This window comes from Variovorax sp. P5_A3 (assembly GCF_056400665.1).
In genome coordinates this window covers 194,757-212,386 of sequence record NZ_JBFUKW010000012.1, presented here as the reverse complement: position 1 = coordinate 212,386, position 17,630 = coordinate 194,757, and the positions used below count along the sequence as shown (strand labels likewise).

Annotated in this window: 13 protein-coding genes; 4 read left to right on the top strand and 9 right to left on the bottom strand. The window is 66.6% G+C overall.

Annotated features, from left to right (window positions below; all coding sequences use genetic code 11):
* Positions 1-33: 33 nt before the first annotated feature.
* From AC1D3B_RS20190 to AC1D3B_RS20150, 9 genes are all read right to left on the bottom strand, one after another.
* Positions 34-954: an ABC transporter permease gene (locus AC1D3B_RS20190; protein WP_478192442.1), complete on the bottom strand. Its 921-nt coding sequence runs from the start codon at positions 952-954 to the stop codon at positions 34-36.
* Positions 954-2,105 (bottom strand): ABC transporter permease, encoded by a 1,152-nt coding sequence (locus AC1D3B_RS20185; protein WP_478192441.1) that lies wholly within the window; start codon positions 2,103-2,105, stop codon positions 954-956. The genes AC1D3B_RS20190 and AC1D3B_RS20185 overlap by 1 nt, the downstream gene beginning before the upstream one ends.
* Positions 2,098-3,639, bottom strand: coding sequence for an ABC transporter ATP-binding protein (locus tag AC1D3B_RS20180; protein ID WP_478192440.1), 1,542 nt, complete (start codon positions 3,637-3,639; stop codon positions 2,098-2,100). Before AC1D3B_RS20180 ends, AC1D3B_RS20185 begins: the two co-directional genes overlap by 8 nt.
* Positions 3,640-3,794: 155 nt before the next feature.
* A complete protein-coding gene (locus tag AC1D3B_RS20175; RefSeq protein ID WP_478192479.1) occupies positions 3,795-5,081 on the bottom strand; it encodes an NCS2 family permease in 1,287 nt (428 codons plus the stop codon).
* A gap of 156 nt (positions 5,082-5,237) precedes the next feature.
* Entirely contained in the window at positions 5,238-6,191 is a 954-nt protein-coding gene (locus AC1D3B_RS20170) for a LysR family transcriptional regulator (protein WP_478192439.1), read from the bottom strand.
* A gap of 65 nt (positions 6,192-6,256) precedes the next feature.
* On the bottom strand, positions 6,257-8,680 hold the full coding sequence (gene xdhB / locus AC1D3B_RS20165; protein ID WP_478192438.1) for a xanthine dehydrogenase molybdopterin binding subunit: 2,424 nt from the start codon (positions 8,678-8,680) through the stop codon (positions 6,257-6,259).
* 1 nt (position 8,681) lies between these two features.
* The gene (gene xdhA / locus AC1D3B_RS20160) at positions 8,682-10,265 is read right to left on the bottom strand and encodes a xanthine dehydrogenase small subunit (RefSeq protein ID WP_478192437.1); all 1,584 of its coding nucleotides are present in this window, start codon (positions 10,263-10,265) and stop codon (positions 8,682-8,684) included.
* Between the two features lie 221 nt (positions 10,266-10,486).
* On the bottom strand, positions 10,487-10,762 hold the full coding sequence (locus AC1D3B_RS20155; RefSeq protein WP_478192436.1) for a hypothetical protein: 276 nt from the start codon (positions 10,760-10,762) through the stop codon (positions 10,487-10,489).
* A 65-nt stretch (positions 10,763-10,827) separates the two neighbouring features.
* The gene (locus AC1D3B_RS20150; RefSeq protein WP_478192435.1) at positions 10,828-11,733 is read right to left on the bottom strand and encodes a LysR family transcriptional regulator; all 906 of its coding nucleotides are present in this window, start codon (positions 11,731-11,733) and stop codon (positions 10,828-10,830) included.
* Between the two features lie 92 nt (positions 11,734-11,825).
* Between AC1D3B_RS20150 and AC1D3B_RS20145 the strand changes: the two genes are divergently transcribed.
* The 4 genes from AC1D3B_RS20145 (at position 11,826) to AC1D3B_RS20130 (ending at position 17,523) form a co-directional block, all read left to right on the top strand.
* Positions 11,826-13,019 (top strand): PQQ-dependent sugar dehydrogenase, encoded by a 1,194-nt coding sequence (locus AC1D3B_RS20145; RefSeq protein ID WP_478192434.1) that lies wholly within the window; start codon positions 11,826-11,828, stop codon positions 13,017-13,019.
* Positions 13,016-13,654 carry a c-type cytochrome gene (locus AC1D3B_RS20140; protein WP_478192433.1) on the top strand — a complete coding sequence of 213 codons (639 nt, stop codon included), beginning with the start codon at positions 13,016-13,018 and terminating at the stop codon, positions 13,652-13,654. The genes AC1D3B_RS20145 and AC1D3B_RS20140 overlap by 4 nt, the downstream gene beginning before the upstream one ends.
* A gap of 93 nt (positions 13,655-13,747) precedes the next feature.
* Positions 13,748-15,901: a thiamine pyrophosphate-dependent enzyme gene (locus AC1D3B_RS20135; protein WP_478192432.1), complete on the top strand. Its 2,154-nt coding sequence runs from the start codon at positions 13,748-13,750 to the stop codon at positions 15,899-15,901.
* 5 nt (positions 15,902-15,906) lie between these two features.
* On the top strand, positions 15,907-17,523 hold the full coding sequence (locus AC1D3B_RS20130) for an indolepyruvate oxidoreductase subunit beta family protein (protein ID WP_478192431.1): 1,617 nt from the start codon (positions 15,907-15,909) through the stop codon (positions 17,521-17,523).
* Positions 17,524-17,630 lie beyond the last annotated feature (107 nt).

Here is a 17,630-nt window from a genome sequence, read left to right as displayed (position 1 = left end):
GTTGGCGGAGAAACAAAACGAAACGAAACGCGATTATGAGCCGGGGTAGAACGGTTTTCCTATGGAAGCCGGCATGTTCACGCGGATGAACGCCGGGTTGCGCGAGATCAGCGCCAGCACGACGATCGGCGCGATGTATTGCAGCATGCTCAGGAACTGGCTGGGCACGTTGACCCCGGTGCTCTGCAGGTGAAAACCCAGCATCGAGACGCCGCCGAAAAGGTACGCGCCGAGCAGCACGCGAATCGGCCGCCATGTCGCAAAGGTGGTCAGCGCCAGCGCGATCCAGCCGCGGCCGGCCACCATGCCCTCGACCCACAACGGCGTGTAGACGGTCGACAGGTAGGCACCCGCGAGCCCGCACAACGCGCCGCCCGTGATCACCGCCAGGAAGCGGATCCGCCGTACCGGATAACCCAGCGCGTGGGATGACTCGGGCGACTCGCCCACCGATCGCAGCACCAGCCCGGCGCGCGTGCGGTAGAGGAACCAGATCAACCCGAACGTCAGCAGCACCGCGAAATACACCATCGGGTGATGCCGGAACAGCGCCGGGCCGACAAGCGGGATGTCGCCGAGCACCGGCAGCGCATACGACACGCTCTCCGGCAACTTGGCCTGCACGAAGTTGATGCCCAGGAAGGCCGAGAAGCCAACGCCGAAGAGGCTGAGCGCCAGCCCGGTCGCGTACTGGTTGGTGTTGAGCCAGATCACCAGCACGCCGAAGAAGGCCGACAGCAGCGCACCGGCCGCCATGCCGGCCACGAAGCCGAGCCAGTGGTTGTGCGTGGTCACGACGGTGGCGAAGCCGGCGATCGCGGCGCACAGCATGATGCCCTCGGCGCCGAGGTTCACGATGCCGGACTTCTCGTTGATGAGCAGTCCCAGCGCCGCGATGGCGAGCACCGTGCCGGCGCTCAGGGTGGACCCCAGGAGGAGTGCGTAGCTTTCCATCATGCAGCTCCTTCTGTGGGACGAGCGACTGGGGCCGTGAGCGGCGTGCTGGCCTGCAAGGAAGAAGTGCCCGGCGAGACCGCGGCGGCCTTCGGCGCCGACTTGCGCTTGATGCGATAGGCGATCAGCGTGTCGCACGCCAGCAGCGTGAACAGCAAAAGCCCCTGGAACACGCCCGTCAGCGACTTCGGCAACCCAAGTCGAGATTGCGCGAGTTCGCCACCGATGTAGAACATGCTCATCAGGATCGCCGAGAAAATCATCCCGACCGGATGCAGTCGCCCGACGAAGGCCACGATGATCGCGGCGAAGCCGTAGCCGGCCGGCACGTAGGGGTTGAGCTGGCCGATCGGGCCCGCCACTTCGAGCGCACCCGCCAGGCCCGCCGCCCCGCCCGAGGTCAGCAGCGCGATCCACACCGCGCGCCGCGCCGAGAAGCCCGCATAGCGCGCCGCCGCCGGCGCCAGGCCACCGACCTGCTGCGCGAAGCCCGCACGCGTGCGGAAGAGAAACACCCACAGCGCCCCCGCGCCGACCAGTGCGATGAGCAGCCCGATGCTCACGCGCGAGCCCTTGATCAGCCGCGGAATCTGCGTCACCGCCTCGAAGGTCTTGGTCTGCGGAAAGTTGTAGCCCTGCGGGTCCTTCCACGGCCCGTAGACCATGTAGCCCAGCAGCAGTGTCGCAACGTACACCAGCATCAGGCTCACCAGGATCTCATTGGCGTTGAACTTGTCGCGCAGGAACGCGACGATGCCCGCCCAAACCATGCCGCCCAGGATGCCGGCGACCAGGATGGCGGCGACGATCCAGCCGCCCGTGGTCTTGTCGGCCAGCAGTGCGACACCACCGGCCGCGATGGCGCCGAACACGAACTGGCCTTCGGCGCCGATGTTCCACACGTTGGCGCGAAAGCACACGGCAAGGCCGAGCGCGATGATCAGCAGCGGCGTCGCCTTGACCATCAGTTCGCCCAGCGCATAGCCGCTCTTGATCGGCTCCCAGAAGAAGACCGCGAGGCCCTTGACCGGGTCCTTGCCCAGCAGCGCGAAGAGCACCATGCCGATCACGACCGTGACCAGCAGCGCCAGGATCGGCGAGCCGTAGCTCCAGAAGCGCGAGAGCTGCGGGCGGGGTTCGAGCTTAAACATGGGCCACCTCCGGGGATGCCGTGGCGGCGTGAGACGACTTGTCCCACAGGCCGCTCATCCACTCGCCGATCTGCGGGACGGTGGCCGCGGCACGATCGATCGAAGGCGAGAGCCGGCCCTTGGCGATCACGTACAGCCGGTCGCTGATCTCGAAGAGTTCATCGAGTTCCTCGCTCACCACCAGCACCGCGCAACCGGCATCGCGCAGCGCGAGGATCTCGCCGCGGATGAGCGCCGCCGCGCCCACGTCCACACCCCACGTGGGCTGCGAGACGATGAAGATCTTCGGGTTCGCATCGATCTCGCGACCGACGATGAACTTCTGCAGGTTGCCGCCCGACAGCGAGCGCGCCGCGGCATTCGGCCCGCCGGCCTTGACGTTGAAGCGCTGGATGATGTCGCTCGCATGTTGTTGCAGCGCGCGGGTGCGAATCCAGCCGCCCTTGCCGACCGCGTTGCTGCGCGTAAGCAGCAGGTTGTGCGCCAGACCGAGCGTGGGCACTGCACCGCGCCCCAGCCTTTCCTCCGGCACGAAATGCAGCCCCAGCGCCCGCCGCCTGCGCGGCCTGAAATGCGCGGCCGGCTGGCCGAACACCTGGATCATCGGCGCCTCGGCGCGGACGTCCTCGCCCGAGAGCACGTAGAGCAATTCCTTCTGGCCGTTGCCCGACACGCCGGCGATGCCCACCACCTCGCCGGCGCGCACGTCGAGCGAGATGCCGTCGAGGTCGACGCCGAACTGATCCTCGCGCGCCAGCGACAGGCCCTTGACCTGCAGCGCGACGGCACCCGCATGGATCGGCCGGTGCGTCAGCGGCGGCGGCTCGGCGCCGATCATCAGGCGCGACAGCGATTCGTTGGATTCGTTCTGAGGGTTGCACACCCCCGTCACCTTGCCGCCGCGCAGCACCGTGCACGCCGTGCACAGTTCGCGGATCTCATGCAGCTTGTGACTGATGTAGAGAATGCTGCAGCCTTCCGACGCCAGCTTCTTGAGCACCACGAAGAGTTTCTGCACCGCCTGCGGCGTCAGCACCGAAGTCGGTTCGTCGAGGATCAGCAGCTTGGGGTCGGTCAGCAGCGCGCGGATGATCTCCACTCGCTGCATCTCGCCGACCGACAGTGTGTGCACCGGCCGCGAGGGGTCGATATCCAGCCCGTACTCTCCCGCCTTCGCCTGCACCCGGCGCGCGACTTCCGCGAGTGCCAGGCTCTTGTCGAGTCCGAGCCAGACGTTCTCGGCCACGGTCAGGGTGTCGAAGAGGCTGAAGTGCTGGAACACCATGCTGATGCCCAGCGCACGCGCCTCCTGCGGATTGCGCACGTTGACCTGCTGGCCGTTGAACATCACGCTGCCTTCATCCGGCTTGACCGAACCGTAGATGATCTTCATCAGAGTGGACTTGCCGGCGCCGTTCTCGCCGAGGACCGCGTGGGTTTCACCGGGTGCCACCGTCAGCGACACATCGCTGTTGGCGACGACCGCTGGATAGCGCTTCGTGATGTGCGAGAGCTGGAGTCTTTGGATTGTCATGGCTGTGCCTGCCGTTTCGTTCGCGTATTACAACCGCGAAACCGGGCCGCGGGGGTCCGGAAACACCGCGGAACCGGCTTTGCCGGGCCGCCGGTGTTGCCCCCGGTGAGGGGGTTGGCACAGCGACACGAAGTGCGCGAAGCCTGGGGGTGTTTTCATGATCCTCCGCCGATGTAGATGAACTTGAAAAGGAACACGCCGCCGATCAGCCACACCATCCAGTGCACCTGCTTGGCCTGGCCGGTGAACAGCTTCAACACCGCATAGGTGATAAAGCCGAACGCCAGGCCGTTGGCGATGGAATACGTGAAAGGCATCGTCAGCGCCGTCACGGCAGCCGGAATGACCTCGGTCGTCTCGTCCCAATCGAGTTCGGTCAGTTCCCTAAGCATCAAACAGGCCACGAAGAACAGGGCGGGTGCGGTGGCATAGGCCGGTACCGCGCCGGCCAGCGGCGAAATCACTAGCGCCGCGAGGAACAGCACCGCCACCGTCAGCGCCGTGAGACCCGTGCGGCCGCCGGCCTGCACGCCCGCAGCGCTCTCGACATAGGCGGTCGTGCTGGAGGTGCCCAGCAGCGAGCCCGCGAAGATCGCGCCGCTGTCGGCCAGCAGCGCCTTGTTGAGACGGTCCATCTTGCCCGGCACCAGCAGGCCGGCGCGGCGGGCCACGCCCATCAGCGTGCCGGTGGCGTCGAACAGTTCGACCAGGAAGAAGACCAGGATCACGTTCAGGATGCCGCCCGACAGCGCCGCCTTGATGTCGAGCTGCAGGAAGGTCGGCGCGATGGACGGCGGTGCCGCGAAGACGCCATTGAACGTGTTGCCGGCGAAGAAGAAGGACAGCACGGTGACCCCGACGATGCCAATCAGGATCGCGCCGGGCACCTTGAGGCGGTCGAGCACCACGATCAGGAAGAAGCCCAGCGTTGCCAGCACCACCTGCGGGGTGTGCAGGTCGCCCAGGGTGACGTAGGTCGCCTTCGACGGCGCCACGATGCCCGCGCTCTTGAGCGCGATGATGGCGAGGAAGAGACCGATGCCCACCGTGATCGCGATGCGGATCGAGTGCGGGATGCCGCGGATGATCAGCTCCCGCAGCTTGAACACCGTGACCAGAAGGAACAGGCAGCCCGAGACGAACACCGCCCCCAGCGCCGCCTGCCACGTGAAGCCCATCTGCAGCACGACCACGTAGGCGAAGTAGGCGTTGAGCCCCATGCCCGGCGCGAGCGCGATCGGGTAGTTCGCGTAGAGGGCCATGATGCCCGTCCCCAGCGCCGCGATCAGGCAGGTGGCGACGAAGACCGCATCCTTCGGCATGCCCGCGTCGCCAAGGATCGACGGGTTGACGAAGATGATGTAGGCCATCGTCAGGAAAGTGGTGAGGCCCGCCACCAGTTCGGTGCGGATGGTGGTGTTGTGCTCCCTGAGCTTGAACATCCGTTCTGCCCAGCCTCTCGAGGCCGTGGCTTGCGCTGGCGCGCCGTGCTCCTTGAGGTCGAGCACTTGTTCTGTCCGGTTCATCGTCTTGTCTCCGAGTCTTTATGGATCGATGGCGTTGTCTGTCTTTGCTCGCGACGCCGGCGCGAGATCTATCTAGTCGGGGCCGCCCTGCACCGCCGAGGGCCGAAGCGAAGCCGCCACCGCCTTCGCCCGCTCGCGCAGCCAGCGCGCCGAGCTCGACGAATGCGTGCGCTCATGCCAGAGCTGGTAGTACATGAGTCGCGGCAGAGGCACCGGGCATTCGAGGATCGCGACCGGCAGCCGGTCGAGGAAGCGCTCGCAATACTGGCGGCCGGTGGTCAGCACCAGCAGGCTCGAGGCCACCATGTCGGGGATGAGGCCGAAGTGCGCGCAACGCGCGGTGATGTTCCGCTGGCGGCCCATCTCGTCGAGCATCTGGTCGATGATCCCGCGCGCGCCCGGATGGGTGGGCGTCGGCGCGATGTGTTCGGCGGAGAGCCAGCTCTCCAGGTCCCAGCCGCGCCGCACGGCCGGATGGTCCTTGTTGACCAGCGAGACGATCTCGTCGCCGAAGAGGCGCGCCATGTGCAGGTCTTCCGGGGGCTTCAGCCAGTTGCCGATGACCACGTCGACCTGCCCGAGCGAGAGGTGGGCGTGGTAGTCCGAGTCGGAGGTCAGCGGATGGATCTCGATATGGCACAGCGGCGCCTGGCTCTTGATCTGCGCCACCAGCTGCGGCAGGAAGATCGGGTCCATGTAGTCGCTCGCCGCGATGCGGAAGGTGGTTGCCGCGGTCTGCGGGTCGAAGCCGCGCGCATCGCTGAACAGCACCTCGGCCGAACGCAGGATCGCCGCCGCGGGCTCGATCATCCGAAGCCCCGCATCAGTCGGCACCATGCCCGATCCCGAGCGCACCAGCAACGGGTCGCCCGACAGCTCGCGCAACCGCTTGAGGGCTGCGGAAACGGCCGGCTGGTACATCCCCAATCGGATGGCGGCACGCGAGACACTGCGGTCGGTCAACACGGTGTGTAGAACCCTGATGAGATGAAGATCGATCTTGTCTAGAAGCGCTTGGTCTCTCATAGCTGCCCACCGTGGTCTGGAATGTGCGGGCAGTTATACAGCGCTGCATTCACATGGAAGTGCCCTCAGGCGGCGTTCTGGACCGCGGTGATCGCGCGGAGAATCGACTCGCTCGTGGCCGGTGCGCGCAATGGCGGATCGGACTTGTGATCGCCCACGGCCGACACCGCATCGCGGATCGCGAAGAAGACCGAGAACGGCAGCAGCAGGGGGGGCTCGCCGACGGCCTTGCTTCGGTGGATCGAGTCCTCGAAGTTCTGGCCCTCGAACAAGCGCACGTTGAACACCGGCGGGCAGTCGTTGGCCGTCGGGATCTTGTAAGTGCTGGGCGCGTGCGTGGTCAACAGGCCTGTCTTGGGATGCCAAACCAGTTCTTCGGTCGTGAGCCAACCCATGCCCTGGATGAAGGCACCCTCGACCTGGCCGATGTCGACCGCCGGGTTCAGCGACTTGCCGGCGTCGTGCAGGATGTCGGCGCGCAGGAGCTTCCATTCGCCGGTGAGCGTGTCGACGATGACCTCGCTCACGGCCGCGCCGTACGCGTAGTAGAAGAACGGGCGGCCGAACATCTTGTCCTTGTCCCAGCTCAGGCCGGGGGTGGCGTAGAAGCCGTCGGACCAGAGCTGCACGCGATCTAGGTAGGCCTCGGCCACCACGTTGCTGAAGGAGAGCGTGCGGCCGTTGACCTCGACCTTGTCGTTGGCGAAGCGCACCGCCGAAGCCTCGCCGCCATGGCGCGCGGCGGCGCAGGCCGCGAGCCGCTCGCGGATCTGCCGCGCGGCGTCCTGCGCAGCCTTGCCGTTCAGGTCGGCGCCGGTCGACGCGGCGGTGGCCGAGGTGTTGGCGACCTTCTGCGTATCGGTGGCCGTGACCCTCACGCTTTCGAAGCTCACGCCCAGTTCATGGGCGACCACCTGCGCCACCTTGGTGTTGAGGCCCTGCCCCATCTCGGTGCCGCCGTGGTTCACGAGGATCGAGCCGTCGGTGTAGACGTGGACCAGCGCGCCGGCCTGGTTGAAATGCTTCACGTTGAACGAGATGCCGAACTTCAGCGGCGCCAGCGCGATGCCGCGCTTGAGCACCGGGCTCTTGGCATTGAAGGCCGTGATCTCTTCGCGCCGCTCGCGGTAGCTGCTGCTCGCTTCGAGGTCCGCCACCAGCTCGTGGATGATGTTGTCGCTCACCACCTGGCCGTAGGGCGTGACGTTGTTTTCGCCCTTGCCGTAGAAGTTGACGCGCCGCACGTCCAGCGGATCGCGCCCGAGTTCGCGCGCCACGCTGTCGAGGATGTTCTCGATCGCGATCGCGCCCTGCGGGCCACCGAAACCGCGGAAGGCCGTGTTGCTCTGCGTGTTGGTCTTGCCCGAGAAGCCGTGCATCGACACGTCCGGCAGCCAGTAGGCGTTGTCGAAGTGACACAGCGCCCGCGTCATCACCGGACCCGAGAGGTCGGCCGAATGGCCGGCGCGCGAGACCATCGTGATCTCCGCGCCGAGGATGCGGCCCTCGTCGTCGTAGCCCACTTCGTATTCGTACCAGAAGCAGTGGCGCCGCCCGGTGATCATGAAGTCGTCGTCGCGGTCCAGCCGCAGCTTGACGGGACGCTTGAGCTTGTTCGCCGCCACCGCCGCCACGCAGGCGAAGAGCCCCGATTGCGATTCCTTGCCGCCGAAGCCGCCGCCCATGCGGCGGCATTCGACGTGCACCTCGTTCGCGTGCAGGTGCAAGGCATGCGCGACCAGGTGCTGCATCTCGCTCGGATGCTGCGTCGAGCAGTACACATGCATCGTGCCGCCCTCTTTGGGGGTGGCGTAGCTGATCTGGCCTTCCAGGTAGAACTGCTCCTGGCCGCCGACGTCGAGTTCGGCCTTGAGCCGGTGCGGGGCCTTGGCGATCGCTGCCTGGGCACCGCCCTCGTTCGTGGCGCGCACGAGGTGCATCGGCGGCACCACGTACTGTTCCTTCGCATGCGCCTCCTGCGGCGTGAGCACGGGCGGCACGGCCTCGATGTCGAGCGCGCCCTTGGCGCCGGCCGCCGCACGGCGCGCGGCGTCGCGTGTCTCGGCGATAACTGCGAAGACGGGTTGGCCCAGGAAGCGGATCTCGCCGCTGCACAGGATCGGGTCGTCGTGGATGATCGATCCGCAATCGTTGCTGCCGGGGATGTCGGCCGCGGTGATCACGTCGACCACGCCGGGCATGGCTCGAATCGCGTCGAGCTTCATTCCCTTCAGCACGCCATTGGCGACGGGCGACAGGCCCAGCGCGCAGTGCAGCGTGCCGGCCAGTTCGGGAATGTCGTCGATGTAGGTCGCTTCGCCAGCCACGTGCAACTGGGCCGACTCGTGCGGCCGGCTGATGCCCACGCGCGCACCGTCGCCGTGCGCCTTGGCCTCGGCGCGTTCATCGATGCGCGCCGCGGTATTGGTCAGGTAGTCGGCAAAGGCCTCGGCCGACTTGAACAGGCTGGGATCCAATGGCTTGTTCATCTCATGCTCCTTCGACGCTCGTTTCGTGGGGCATCACGCTCCAGACGCTGGTGGCTTCCACCGGCAGCGGATCGGTCGTGCGCGTTTCCAGCCACAGGCGCTGCAGCAGGTTCTGCGCCACCTGCAGGCGGTAGTCTGCGCTCGCGCGCATGTCGCTCAGCGGCTTGAAGTCCTGCGCGAGGGCCAGCTTGGCAGCGTTCACGCTGGCCTGCGACCAGGGCTTGCCGACCAGCGCCGCCTCGGCCTGCGCGGCGCGCTTCACGGTCGCGGCCATGCCGCCGAATGCGAGGCGGATTTCCTTGACTACCTCACCGTCCAGCGTGATGGCGAAGCCGGCGCACAGGGCCGAGATGTCGCAGTCGAAGCGCTTGCTGATCTTGTAGACCCGCACCTGGCGCCGGAGCGCCGCCAGCGGAATTGACAGACCCTGCACGAACTCGCCGGGTTCGAGCTGGTTCTTCATGTAGTCGATATAGAAATCCGGCAACGGCATGCGACGGACACGGTCGCCACGGCGCAATTCGATTTCCGCATCCAGTGCCATCAGCACCGGCGGCGAATCGCCGATGGGCGAACCGTTGGCCACGTTGCCGCCCATCGTCCCGGCATTGCGGATCGGCGGCGACGCGAAACGGAGCCAGACGTCCGTGAGGCTCGGCACGCGCTGGGTCAGCGCGCGGAAGGCGTTCTCGAGCGAGGCGCCGGCGCCGATGTAGAGGGCGTCGTCGCGCTCCTCGATCGACTTCATCTCGGTGACGTCGCCCACGAAGATGATGTCGCCCAGGTCGCGGAACTGCTTGTTGACCCAGAGGCCAACGTCGGTCGATCCGGCCAGCAACTGTGCCGTCGGCTTGGCCTCGCGCAGCGCGGCGAGTTCGGCCAGCGTGGTCGGCGCATGGAAGTGGTCCAGCCGCTGGCCCAGCGGGGCGGCGTATTCGAAGGTCTGGTCGTGCCGCAGGCTGGACAGCGCGTCCACCACGGGTTGCGTCTGGAGGCGCACATCGGGCAGGTCGAACATGCGCTGGCCGGCATCGAGGATCGGCCGGTAGCCGGTGCAGCGGCAGAGGTTGCCCGAGAGATCGTCGGCCAGTTGCTGGCGCGTCGGCCGGGTGCCGCCGGCCTGGTGATGTTCGTAGGTCGACCACAGCGACATCACGAAGCCCGGCGTGCAGAAACCGCACTGCGAGCCGTGACAGTCGACCATCGCCTGCTGTACCGGATGCAGGCGCTGCACCGGGTGCTTGTCGTGCTGTTGCGCGTCATGGCCGTGGCCGCACTGCGCCTTGAGGTCCTCGACCGTGAACAGCGCCTTGCCGTGCAGCGTCGGCAGGAACTGGATGCAGGCATTGACCGTCGACAGCCGCAGCCCGCCGACTGCACCTTTCTCGCCGTCATCGGCCAGTTCGCCGATCACCACGGTGCATGCACCGCAATCGCCCTCGTTGCATCCCTCCTTGGTGCCAGTGCAGCGGGCGTCCTCGCGCAGCCAGTCGAGCACAGAACGGGTCGGATGCACGCCGCTGACGTCGACGATCCGACCGCGGTGGAAGAAGCGGATGGGTTGGGTGCTCGGGGTCATGCTCATGCTCGTGGGGGGCAATGCTTTATCGAGATCAAAAATCGGGCCAACTGGAAGTTAGTCCTTAAAGGGGGTGCGTGCATACGGGTGTGCCCATATCGGCTATGTGGGGGCTGGTATGCGACGCTGGGGAAAACCCTTGAGTCGGAACCGCGTCCAAACCGGGCGCAGCATAAAAAAAGCCGCCCGAGGGCGGCTTGCTGGGGCGCTGCGCTATGCGCTGTGCCTCAATGCCACAGCTTGGTGATCACCGCCAGCGCTGCCATGCTTCCGAACACTGCACCCAGCGTCCATCGCTGCATGTCATTCAGCACCCGCAACAGACGCGCTTCCATCTCGGAACTTTCGTGCCGCATTTCGCTGACGTCGCCCCGCGTCGCGAGTTGCTGGGCGTGCAGCCCGTACCGACGGTCGATCTCCTTGTTGATCGACTCGACGGCAGCGCGCGCATCGGCATCCTCGATGCCTATCTTGCGAAATGCCGTATAGATTTCCAACTCCATGATTTCAGTCTACTCCCTTGGATTCTTGTTGTTTCGGACTATAAGCGCCTCGGATCGCTTCGGCGTCAGGCGAACAGATCCCTGATCACCTGCCTGAGCCACCGGTTCGCCGGATCCGCCTCGAAGCGCTTGCTCCAGTGCAGCGAGACGGTGAAGTCCCGCAGCGGAAAGGCCGGCTCGACGATGGTGTAGCCACCCTCCTCCGCGAAGCCGCGTGCGATGTTGCGCGGCATCACCACGGCCAGGTCGGTCGCGCGCACGATGGCCGGCAGCACCATGAAGTGCTCGGTCGTCAGCCTTACGCGGTCTTCGAGATTCATCAACTGGAGGATTCGCAGCGTCTCCGCATGGGTACGAACGGCGACGTACTCCAGCTTCTGCAGTGCCTCCAGCAGGGCCGGCCCGTTGCGGCGCGAACGGGCGAAGGGATGGCCCTTGCGCAGCAGCACGATGTAGCGGTCCTTCAGCAGCATCACGCGCTGCGTATCGCTCACCTTCGGCAGGAAACCGAAGGCGAAGTCGATCCGGCCGCCATCGAGCGCGGGCGCGATCTCGGTTGGCTGCAGCGGCGATGTCTCCAGCCGCACGCCGGGCGCCAGTTCGCCCAGGCGCGCCATCAGGCCGGGGAGGAAGCGGCCTTCGCCGATGTCGCTCATGTGGATGCGGAAGGTCTTGCGCGAGGCGGCGGGATCGAAGCGATCGGGCTCGCTCAGTGCCACTTCGAGCGTGGTCAATGCCGACTCCACCGCCACTGCCAGCCGCTCGGCGCGCGGCGTTGGCGCCACGCCGCCCGGCGCGCGGATGAATAGCGCGTCCTGCAGCAGCAGGCGCAGCCGGCCCAGGCCGTGGCTCGCGGCAGGCTGCGTGAGCCCCAGCGCATCGGCAGCCCGACTCACATTGCGGGCGCGGTACACCGCGTCGAAAAGGCGCAGCAGGTTGAGGTCGATGGCGTCTATATGCATGGCATTCATGTCGCTTAGCTCGATTATTTTATTGAAGCCCGGACGCCACACCCGCAAACTGACAGACGGCATCCAGCCGACAACGAGAAGGAGACAAGACAATGGCCACCATCCGTCCGTATGCGGCAATCGCCGCACTGCTCTGCGCGGCCACCGCCGCCTGGGCCCAGCAGCCACCGGCCGAAGAGCCCGGTTGGGCCAAGGGCCGTCCCAAGACCGAGGCCGCCACGCGCCTGGCGCCGGTGCCGGCCTTCCCGATCCCGACCGCGGCCGACCAGTTGCCGACAAAGAAGTTCAAGCTCCCGCCCGGCTTCAAGGTCGAGACCTGGGCGTCGGGCGTGCTCGACGCACGGGAGTTGCGCCAGGGAGCAAAGGGCAATGTGTTCGTCAGCACGTTGTTCGTCGGCAACAAGGTCTACGCGATCCCCGAGAAGGGCTCGCATGAGCCCAAGACCATCATCGACAAGATGGAAATGGCCACGGGCATCGAGTACTACAAAGGCTCCCTCTACGTCGCGACCAACACAAAAATCATGCGGTACGACAACGTCGAGGACAAGCTGGACAACTTGGGTACACCGGTGGTGCTCTATGACAAGCTGCCGGGTGGCCAGGACCACAGCTGGCGCTACCTGCGCATCCACGACGACAAGCTCTACTACGCGGTCGGCGCCCCCTGCAACCTGTGCGATCCGGACGAGCGGCACGCGCGCATCTTCCGCATGAACCTCGACGGCAGCAGCATCGAGACCGTGGCGCGCGGCGTGCGCAACACCGTCGGCTTCGACTTCGACCCGAAGACGGGCAACCTCTGGTTCACCGACAACGGCCGCGACTGGTTCAGCGAGGACCTGCCGAACGACGAGCTCAACCAGATCACGGCGAAGGACCAGCACTTCGGGTATCCGTACTGCCACCAGGGCAACATCCTCGACGGCGAGTTCGGCTGGGGCAAGAGCTGCAACGACTACGCCAAGCCCGCCGCGCTGCTCGGCCCGCACGCCGGTGCGCTGGGCCTGAGCTTCTACCGCGGCAAGATGTTCCCGGCCAAGTACCAGGGCGCGATGTTCATTGCCCGCCATGGTCCGTGGAACCGTTCGGTCAAGTACGCGGACGTTGCGGTCGCCTGGCCTGACGGCAAGGGCGGCGCGAAGGTCGAGCCCTTCATGACCGGCTTCGTCGAGAACAACACCTACCTGGGCCGGCCCGTCGACTTCCTCGTGCTCAGGGACGGCTCGATGCTGGTGAGCGACGACCACGCCGGTGCGATCTACCGCATCAGCTACGGCAAATGAGAGGACGCGCAGGACGGGCGATCCCGGTAGCCGCTGCGCTCGTCTGGCTTGCGGCGCTGCCGGCCGGCGCGCAGGGCCAGGCCACGACCGAAAGCTACAAGCAGCGCTTCGCATCGCTGTGCGCGGCCTGCCACGGGGCGAACGGACGCGGCGAGATGCCCGGGACGCCCGCCCTCGCGGGCCAGCATTCGTTCTATGCGATCACGCAGCTCTTCCTGTTCCGCGAGGGCCGTCGAGGCAACGAAGCCATGACCGCTGTAGCAAAGACCATGAACGACAAGGACCTGCGCGGCTTCTCCGACTACATCGGCACCCTGCCGCCGGTGCCGGCCCCACCGCCGGCCACGCCGCCCGATGCGGCGCGCATGGCGCGCGGCCAGGCCCTGGCGCAGGAGCATCGCTGCGTGATGTGCCACGGCGCCGACCTGAGCGGCGGACAGCAGGTGGCGCGCATCGCGCAGCAACGCGAGGACTACCTGCAGATGACGCTGCGCGAGTTCAAGTCGGGCAAGCGCCCGGGCTACACGCAGGCAATGGGCGAAGCGGTGAGCCGCATTCCGGTGGAGGACCTGGACACCATCGCCTACTACGTGGCGCGCTTCCCGGGCGCGCCCGCCAATCCGACCGGCAAATAGGCGCGGTTCGCGAAAGGCGGCGTCGGCAACGTGCGACGCCGGTTCCGCGCACCCGAACCCAACGATAGCAACAGGCTCACGGAGTCAAGACGCGTGGAAGTTTCATTCAGCAAGGAAATCGAGGCCCTGCGCCTCGGCGCGGGCGACACCTTTCATGGCGAGGGCATCCTCGCCATCACCAAGGGGTTGCTGCAATCGGGCGTGGCCTACGTCGGCGGCTACCAGGGCGCGCCGGTGTCACACCTGCTCGACGTCATGGTGCAGGCCAAGCCGTACATGGACGAACTGGGCGTGCACGTGGAGGCCTGCTCCAACGAGGCCTCTGCGGCGGCGATGCTCGGCGCGTCGATCCACTACCCGCTGCGCGGCGCCGTGACCTGGAAGTCGATCGTCGGCACCAATGTCGCGGCCGATGCGCTGTCCAACCTCTCGTCGCCCGGCGTCAAGGGCGGCGTGCTGATCGTGGTCGGCGAGGACTACGGCGAGGGCGCCTCCGTCATCCAGGAGCGCACGCATGCCTACGCGCTCAAGTCGAGCATGTGCCTGCTCGATCCGCGGCCCGACCTGGGCGTGATGGTGAACATGGTCGAGCACGGCTTCCGGCTGTCCGAGACCTCGAACATGCCCTGCATGATGGAACTGCGCATCCGCACCTGCCACGTGCGCGGCAGCTTCGAATGCAAGGCCAACCTGCCGCCGCCGATCTCGACGCGTGCGCTGATGGAAGAGCCTGCTGGCTTCGACTACATGCGGCTCGCGCACCCGCCCGTGACCTTCAGGCACGAGAAGCTCAAGGGCGAGGAACGACTGCCCGCCGCCCGCCGCTACATCGCCGAGCACAAGCTCAACGAACTGATCCCCGGAACGCACGCCGACCTCGGCATCGTGGTGCAGGGCGGGCTCTACAACGCGCTCATCCGCAGCCTGCAGCAACTCGGACTTGCGGACGCCTTCGGCGCGACCGACATCCCCTTGCTGGTGCTGAACGTCGCCTATCCGCTGGTGCCCGATGAAGTCGCAGATTTCTGCGCGGGCAAGCGCGCGGTGCTGGTGGCCGAGGAAGGCCAGCCCGAATACATCGAGCAGGAAATCGCCACGCTGCTGCGCCGCCGCGACATCCGGACTTTCCTGCACGGCTGCGACATGCTGCCGGCCGCGGGCGAATACGGCGTCGAGGTGCTGGCGACGGGCGTGAGCCAGTTCGCCGCGCGCTACCTGCCCGAACACGCGCAGGATTCGGCGAAAGGATGGCTCACGGGCAACCGCGACCGGCGCGCCGCCGTGGCAACGAAGCTGGAGGCGCCACTGCCGAACCGCCCGCCGAGCTTCTGCATCGGCTGCCCCGAGCGGCCGGTGTTCGCGGCGCTCAAGCTGGCGCAGCAGGATAGCGGGCCGGTGCACATCGCGGCCGACATCGGTTGCCATGCCTTTGGCACCTTCGAGCCCTTCTCGATGGGGCACTCGATCCTCGGCTACGGCATGAGCCTCGCCAGCCGCGCCGGCGTCTCGCCGATGATGCAGCGCAGGGCGCTGTCGATCATGGGCGACGGCGGCTTCTGGCACAACGGCCTGCTCACCGGTGTGCAAAGCGCACTCTTCAACGGCGACGACGCAGTATTGCTGATCTTCAAGAACGGCTACACCTCGGCCACCGGCACGCAAAACATCATCTCGACGCCCGACGACGAGATGAAGGCGCACGCCGTCGACAAGCAGCAGAGCCTGGTCGACAAGAACCAGACCATCGAATCGACGCTGAGGGGCCTCGGCGTGCAGTGGCTGCGCACCGTCCATACCTACGACGTCGACAGGATGCGCAAGACGCTCAACGAAGCGTTCACGAGCGACTTCAACGGCCTGAAGGTCATCATCGGCGAGGGCGAATGCCAGCTCGAGCGCCAGCGCCGCATCAAGCCCTGGATCGCCAGCTTGTTGAAGAAGGGCGAGCGCGTGGTGCGCGTGAAGTACGGCGTCGACGAGGACGTATGCAACGGCGACCACGCCTGCATCCGCCTGTCGGGCTGCCCGACGCTCACGATCAAGGACAACCCGGACCCGCTCAAGGTCGATCCGGTGGCGGTCGTGATCGATGGATGCGTCGGCTGCGGCCTGTGCGGCGCCAATGCGCATGCGGCGACGCTGTGCCCCAGTTTCTATCGCGCCGAGGTGGTGCAGAACCCCAAGTGGCACGAACGTCTTCTTCACAGCCTGCGCGGTGCCGTGGTGCGCGCCCTTCAACCCGCATGACGACGATGAACCGCACCCAACCCATCACCTTGTTGATCTGCGCCCTCGGCGGCGAAGGCGGCGGCGTGTTGACCGAATGGCTGGTCGACACCGCGCGCCATGCCGGCTACGCCGCACAGAGCACGTCGATCCCTGGTGTCGCGCAGCGCACCGGCGCTACGACCTACTACGTCGAAGTGTTCCCGGTGCCGCTGGCCGAACTCGGCGGGCGCAAGCCCGTCTTCAGCCTGAGCCCGGTGCCGGGTGCGCTGGACGCCATCGTCTCCTCCGAATTACTGGAGACGACGCGCCAGATCGGCAACGGCATGAGTTCGCCCGACCGGACGCTCGTCATCACCTCCTCGGGCCGCACGCTCACCACCGCCGAACGCATGCAGCCCGGGGACGGCCGTGCCGATGCGCAACGCCTGCTCGACGTCGTCAAGGCCTTCAGCCGCGAGCATCACGTGTTCGACATGAGTGGGGTGGCACGCGAAGCCGGAACAGTCGTGAGCGCGGTGATGCTCGGCGCCATCGCAGGCAGCGGGCTGTTTCCGTTTCCGCTCGAGGCGTATGAACGCGTGGTGCGCGGCGGGGACACCAGCGCACCCGACAAGGTCGGCAAGGCAGCGGCCGCCAGCCTGCGCGGCTTTGCGAAAGCCTTGGACGCCGTGGACACCCCTCGCCGGCAAGCTGCGCTGGTCACGAGCCTGCTGGCAACGGACGCGAGCGATTCGCCGGCCCCGCAGAGCCTGCCGGCAGCCGTCGCCAGCCTGTTCCCGCCCTCGGTGCATGACATGCTTGCGCTCGGCCACGCGCGGGTCCTCGACTACCAAGATGCGAACTACGCCATGCTGTACATGGAGCGGCTGCAGAAGGTGCTTGCCGCGGAACGTGCCGTTGACCCTGCCGGTGTCGAAGGCTTTGCGATCACCCGCGAGATGGCGCGCTGGCTCGCACTGTGGATGGCCTTCGACGACATCGTGCGAGTGGCCGAACTCAAGAGCCGCGCCAGCCGGGCGCGGCGGGTGCGCGACGAGGTGAAGGCGGGAGACGACGACATCGTCAAGGTGTACGACCACTTCAAGCCAGGCACGCCCGAGTTCGCCGCCCTGCTGCCGGCTTCGCTCGCCCATCGCATGACCGCGTGGGACCGTCGCCGCAAGACGCCGTGGGCCTTGCCGCTCAAGGTCGGCAGCCATTCGGTTTTCGGCATGGCGTCGCTGCGCGTGCTGGCCTCGCTGCGTTGGCTGCGCAAGCGCGGGCATCGCTTCGCCGAGGAACAGGCGCTGATCGGCCGCTGGCTCGACGCGGTGGTCGGCGGCACGCGGACCAACTGGCGATTGGGGCAAGAGATCGCGCTGTGCGGCCGGCTCATCAAGGGCTACGGCAGCACCAACGAGCGCGGCAAGCACAACCTGCTTCACGTGATCGACCACCTGGCCATTGCGCCATTGCCGGATCCCTCGCCCTCGGCACGTGCGACAGCGATTGCCGCCGCACGCGAGGCCGCGCTGGCGGACGAGGCCGGCACCGCGCTCGATGCCGCGCTGGTCCGCCACGGCGCACCGCCGCGTCCCGTGAAGGCGCAGCCGATCCGCTGGATGAAGCGACCGCCTCATTCGACGACGCAGGCGCGCTGACTCAAGGTAAACGCCGATTTACGGCGCTGCCGACTCTTATGAAAAATAATCGATTGCGCACCGCACAAACACGACAACAAGCGCGCATCGTCGAATCGCCGATTCCA

Excerpts from the sequence above, each read along its gene's own strand:
- AC1D3B_RS20190 (WP_478192442.1), bottom strand. The coding sequence starts at position 954 with ATGGAAAGCTACGCACTCCTCCTGGGGTCCACCCTGAGCGCCGGCACG.
- AC1D3B_RS20185 (WP_478192441.1), bottom strand. The coding sequence starts at position 2,105 with ATGTTTAAGCTCGAACCCCGCCCGCAGCTCTCGCGCTTCTGGAGCTAC.
- AC1D3B_RS20180 (WP_478192440.1), bottom strand. The coding sequence starts at position 3,639 with ATGACAATCCAAAGACTCCAGCTCTCGCACATCACGAAGCGCTATCCA.
- AC1D3B_RS20175 (WP_478192479.1), bottom strand. The coding sequence starts at position 5,081 with ATGTTCAAGCTCAGGGAGCACAACACCACCATCCGCACCGAACTGGTG.
- AC1D3B_RS20170 (WP_478192439.1), bottom strand. The coding sequence starts at position 6,191 with ATGAGAGACCAAGCGCTTCTAGACAAGATCGATCTTCATCTCATCAGG.
- xdhB (WP_478192438.1), bottom strand. The coding sequence starts at position 8,680 with ATGAACAAGCCATTGGATCCCAGCCTGTTCAAGTCGGCCGAGGCCTTT.
- xdhA (WP_478192437.1), bottom strand. The coding sequence starts at position 10,265 with ATGAGCATGACCCCGAGCACCCAACCCATCCGCTTCTTCCACCGCGGT.
- AC1D3B_RS20155 (WP_478192436.1), bottom strand. The coding sequence starts at position 10,762 with ATGGAGTTGGAAATCTATACGGCATTTCGCAAGATAGGCATCGAGGAT.
- AC1D3B_RS20150 (WP_478192435.1), bottom strand. The coding sequence starts at position 11,733 with ATGAATGCCATGCATATAGACGCCATCGACCTCAACCTGCTGCGCCTT.
- AC1D3B_RS20145 (WP_478192434.1), top strand. The coding sequence starts at position 11,826 with ATGGCCACCATCCGTCCGTATGCGGCAATCGCCGCACTGCTCTGCGCG.
- AC1D3B_RS20140 (WP_478192433.1), top strand. The coding sequence starts at position 13,016 with ATGAGAGGACGCGCAGGACGGGCGATCCCGGTAGCCGCTGCGCTCGTC.
- AC1D3B_RS20130 (WP_478192431.1), top strand. The coding sequence starts at position 15,907 with ATGAACCGCACCCAACCCATCACCTTGTTGATCTGCGCCCTCGGCGGC.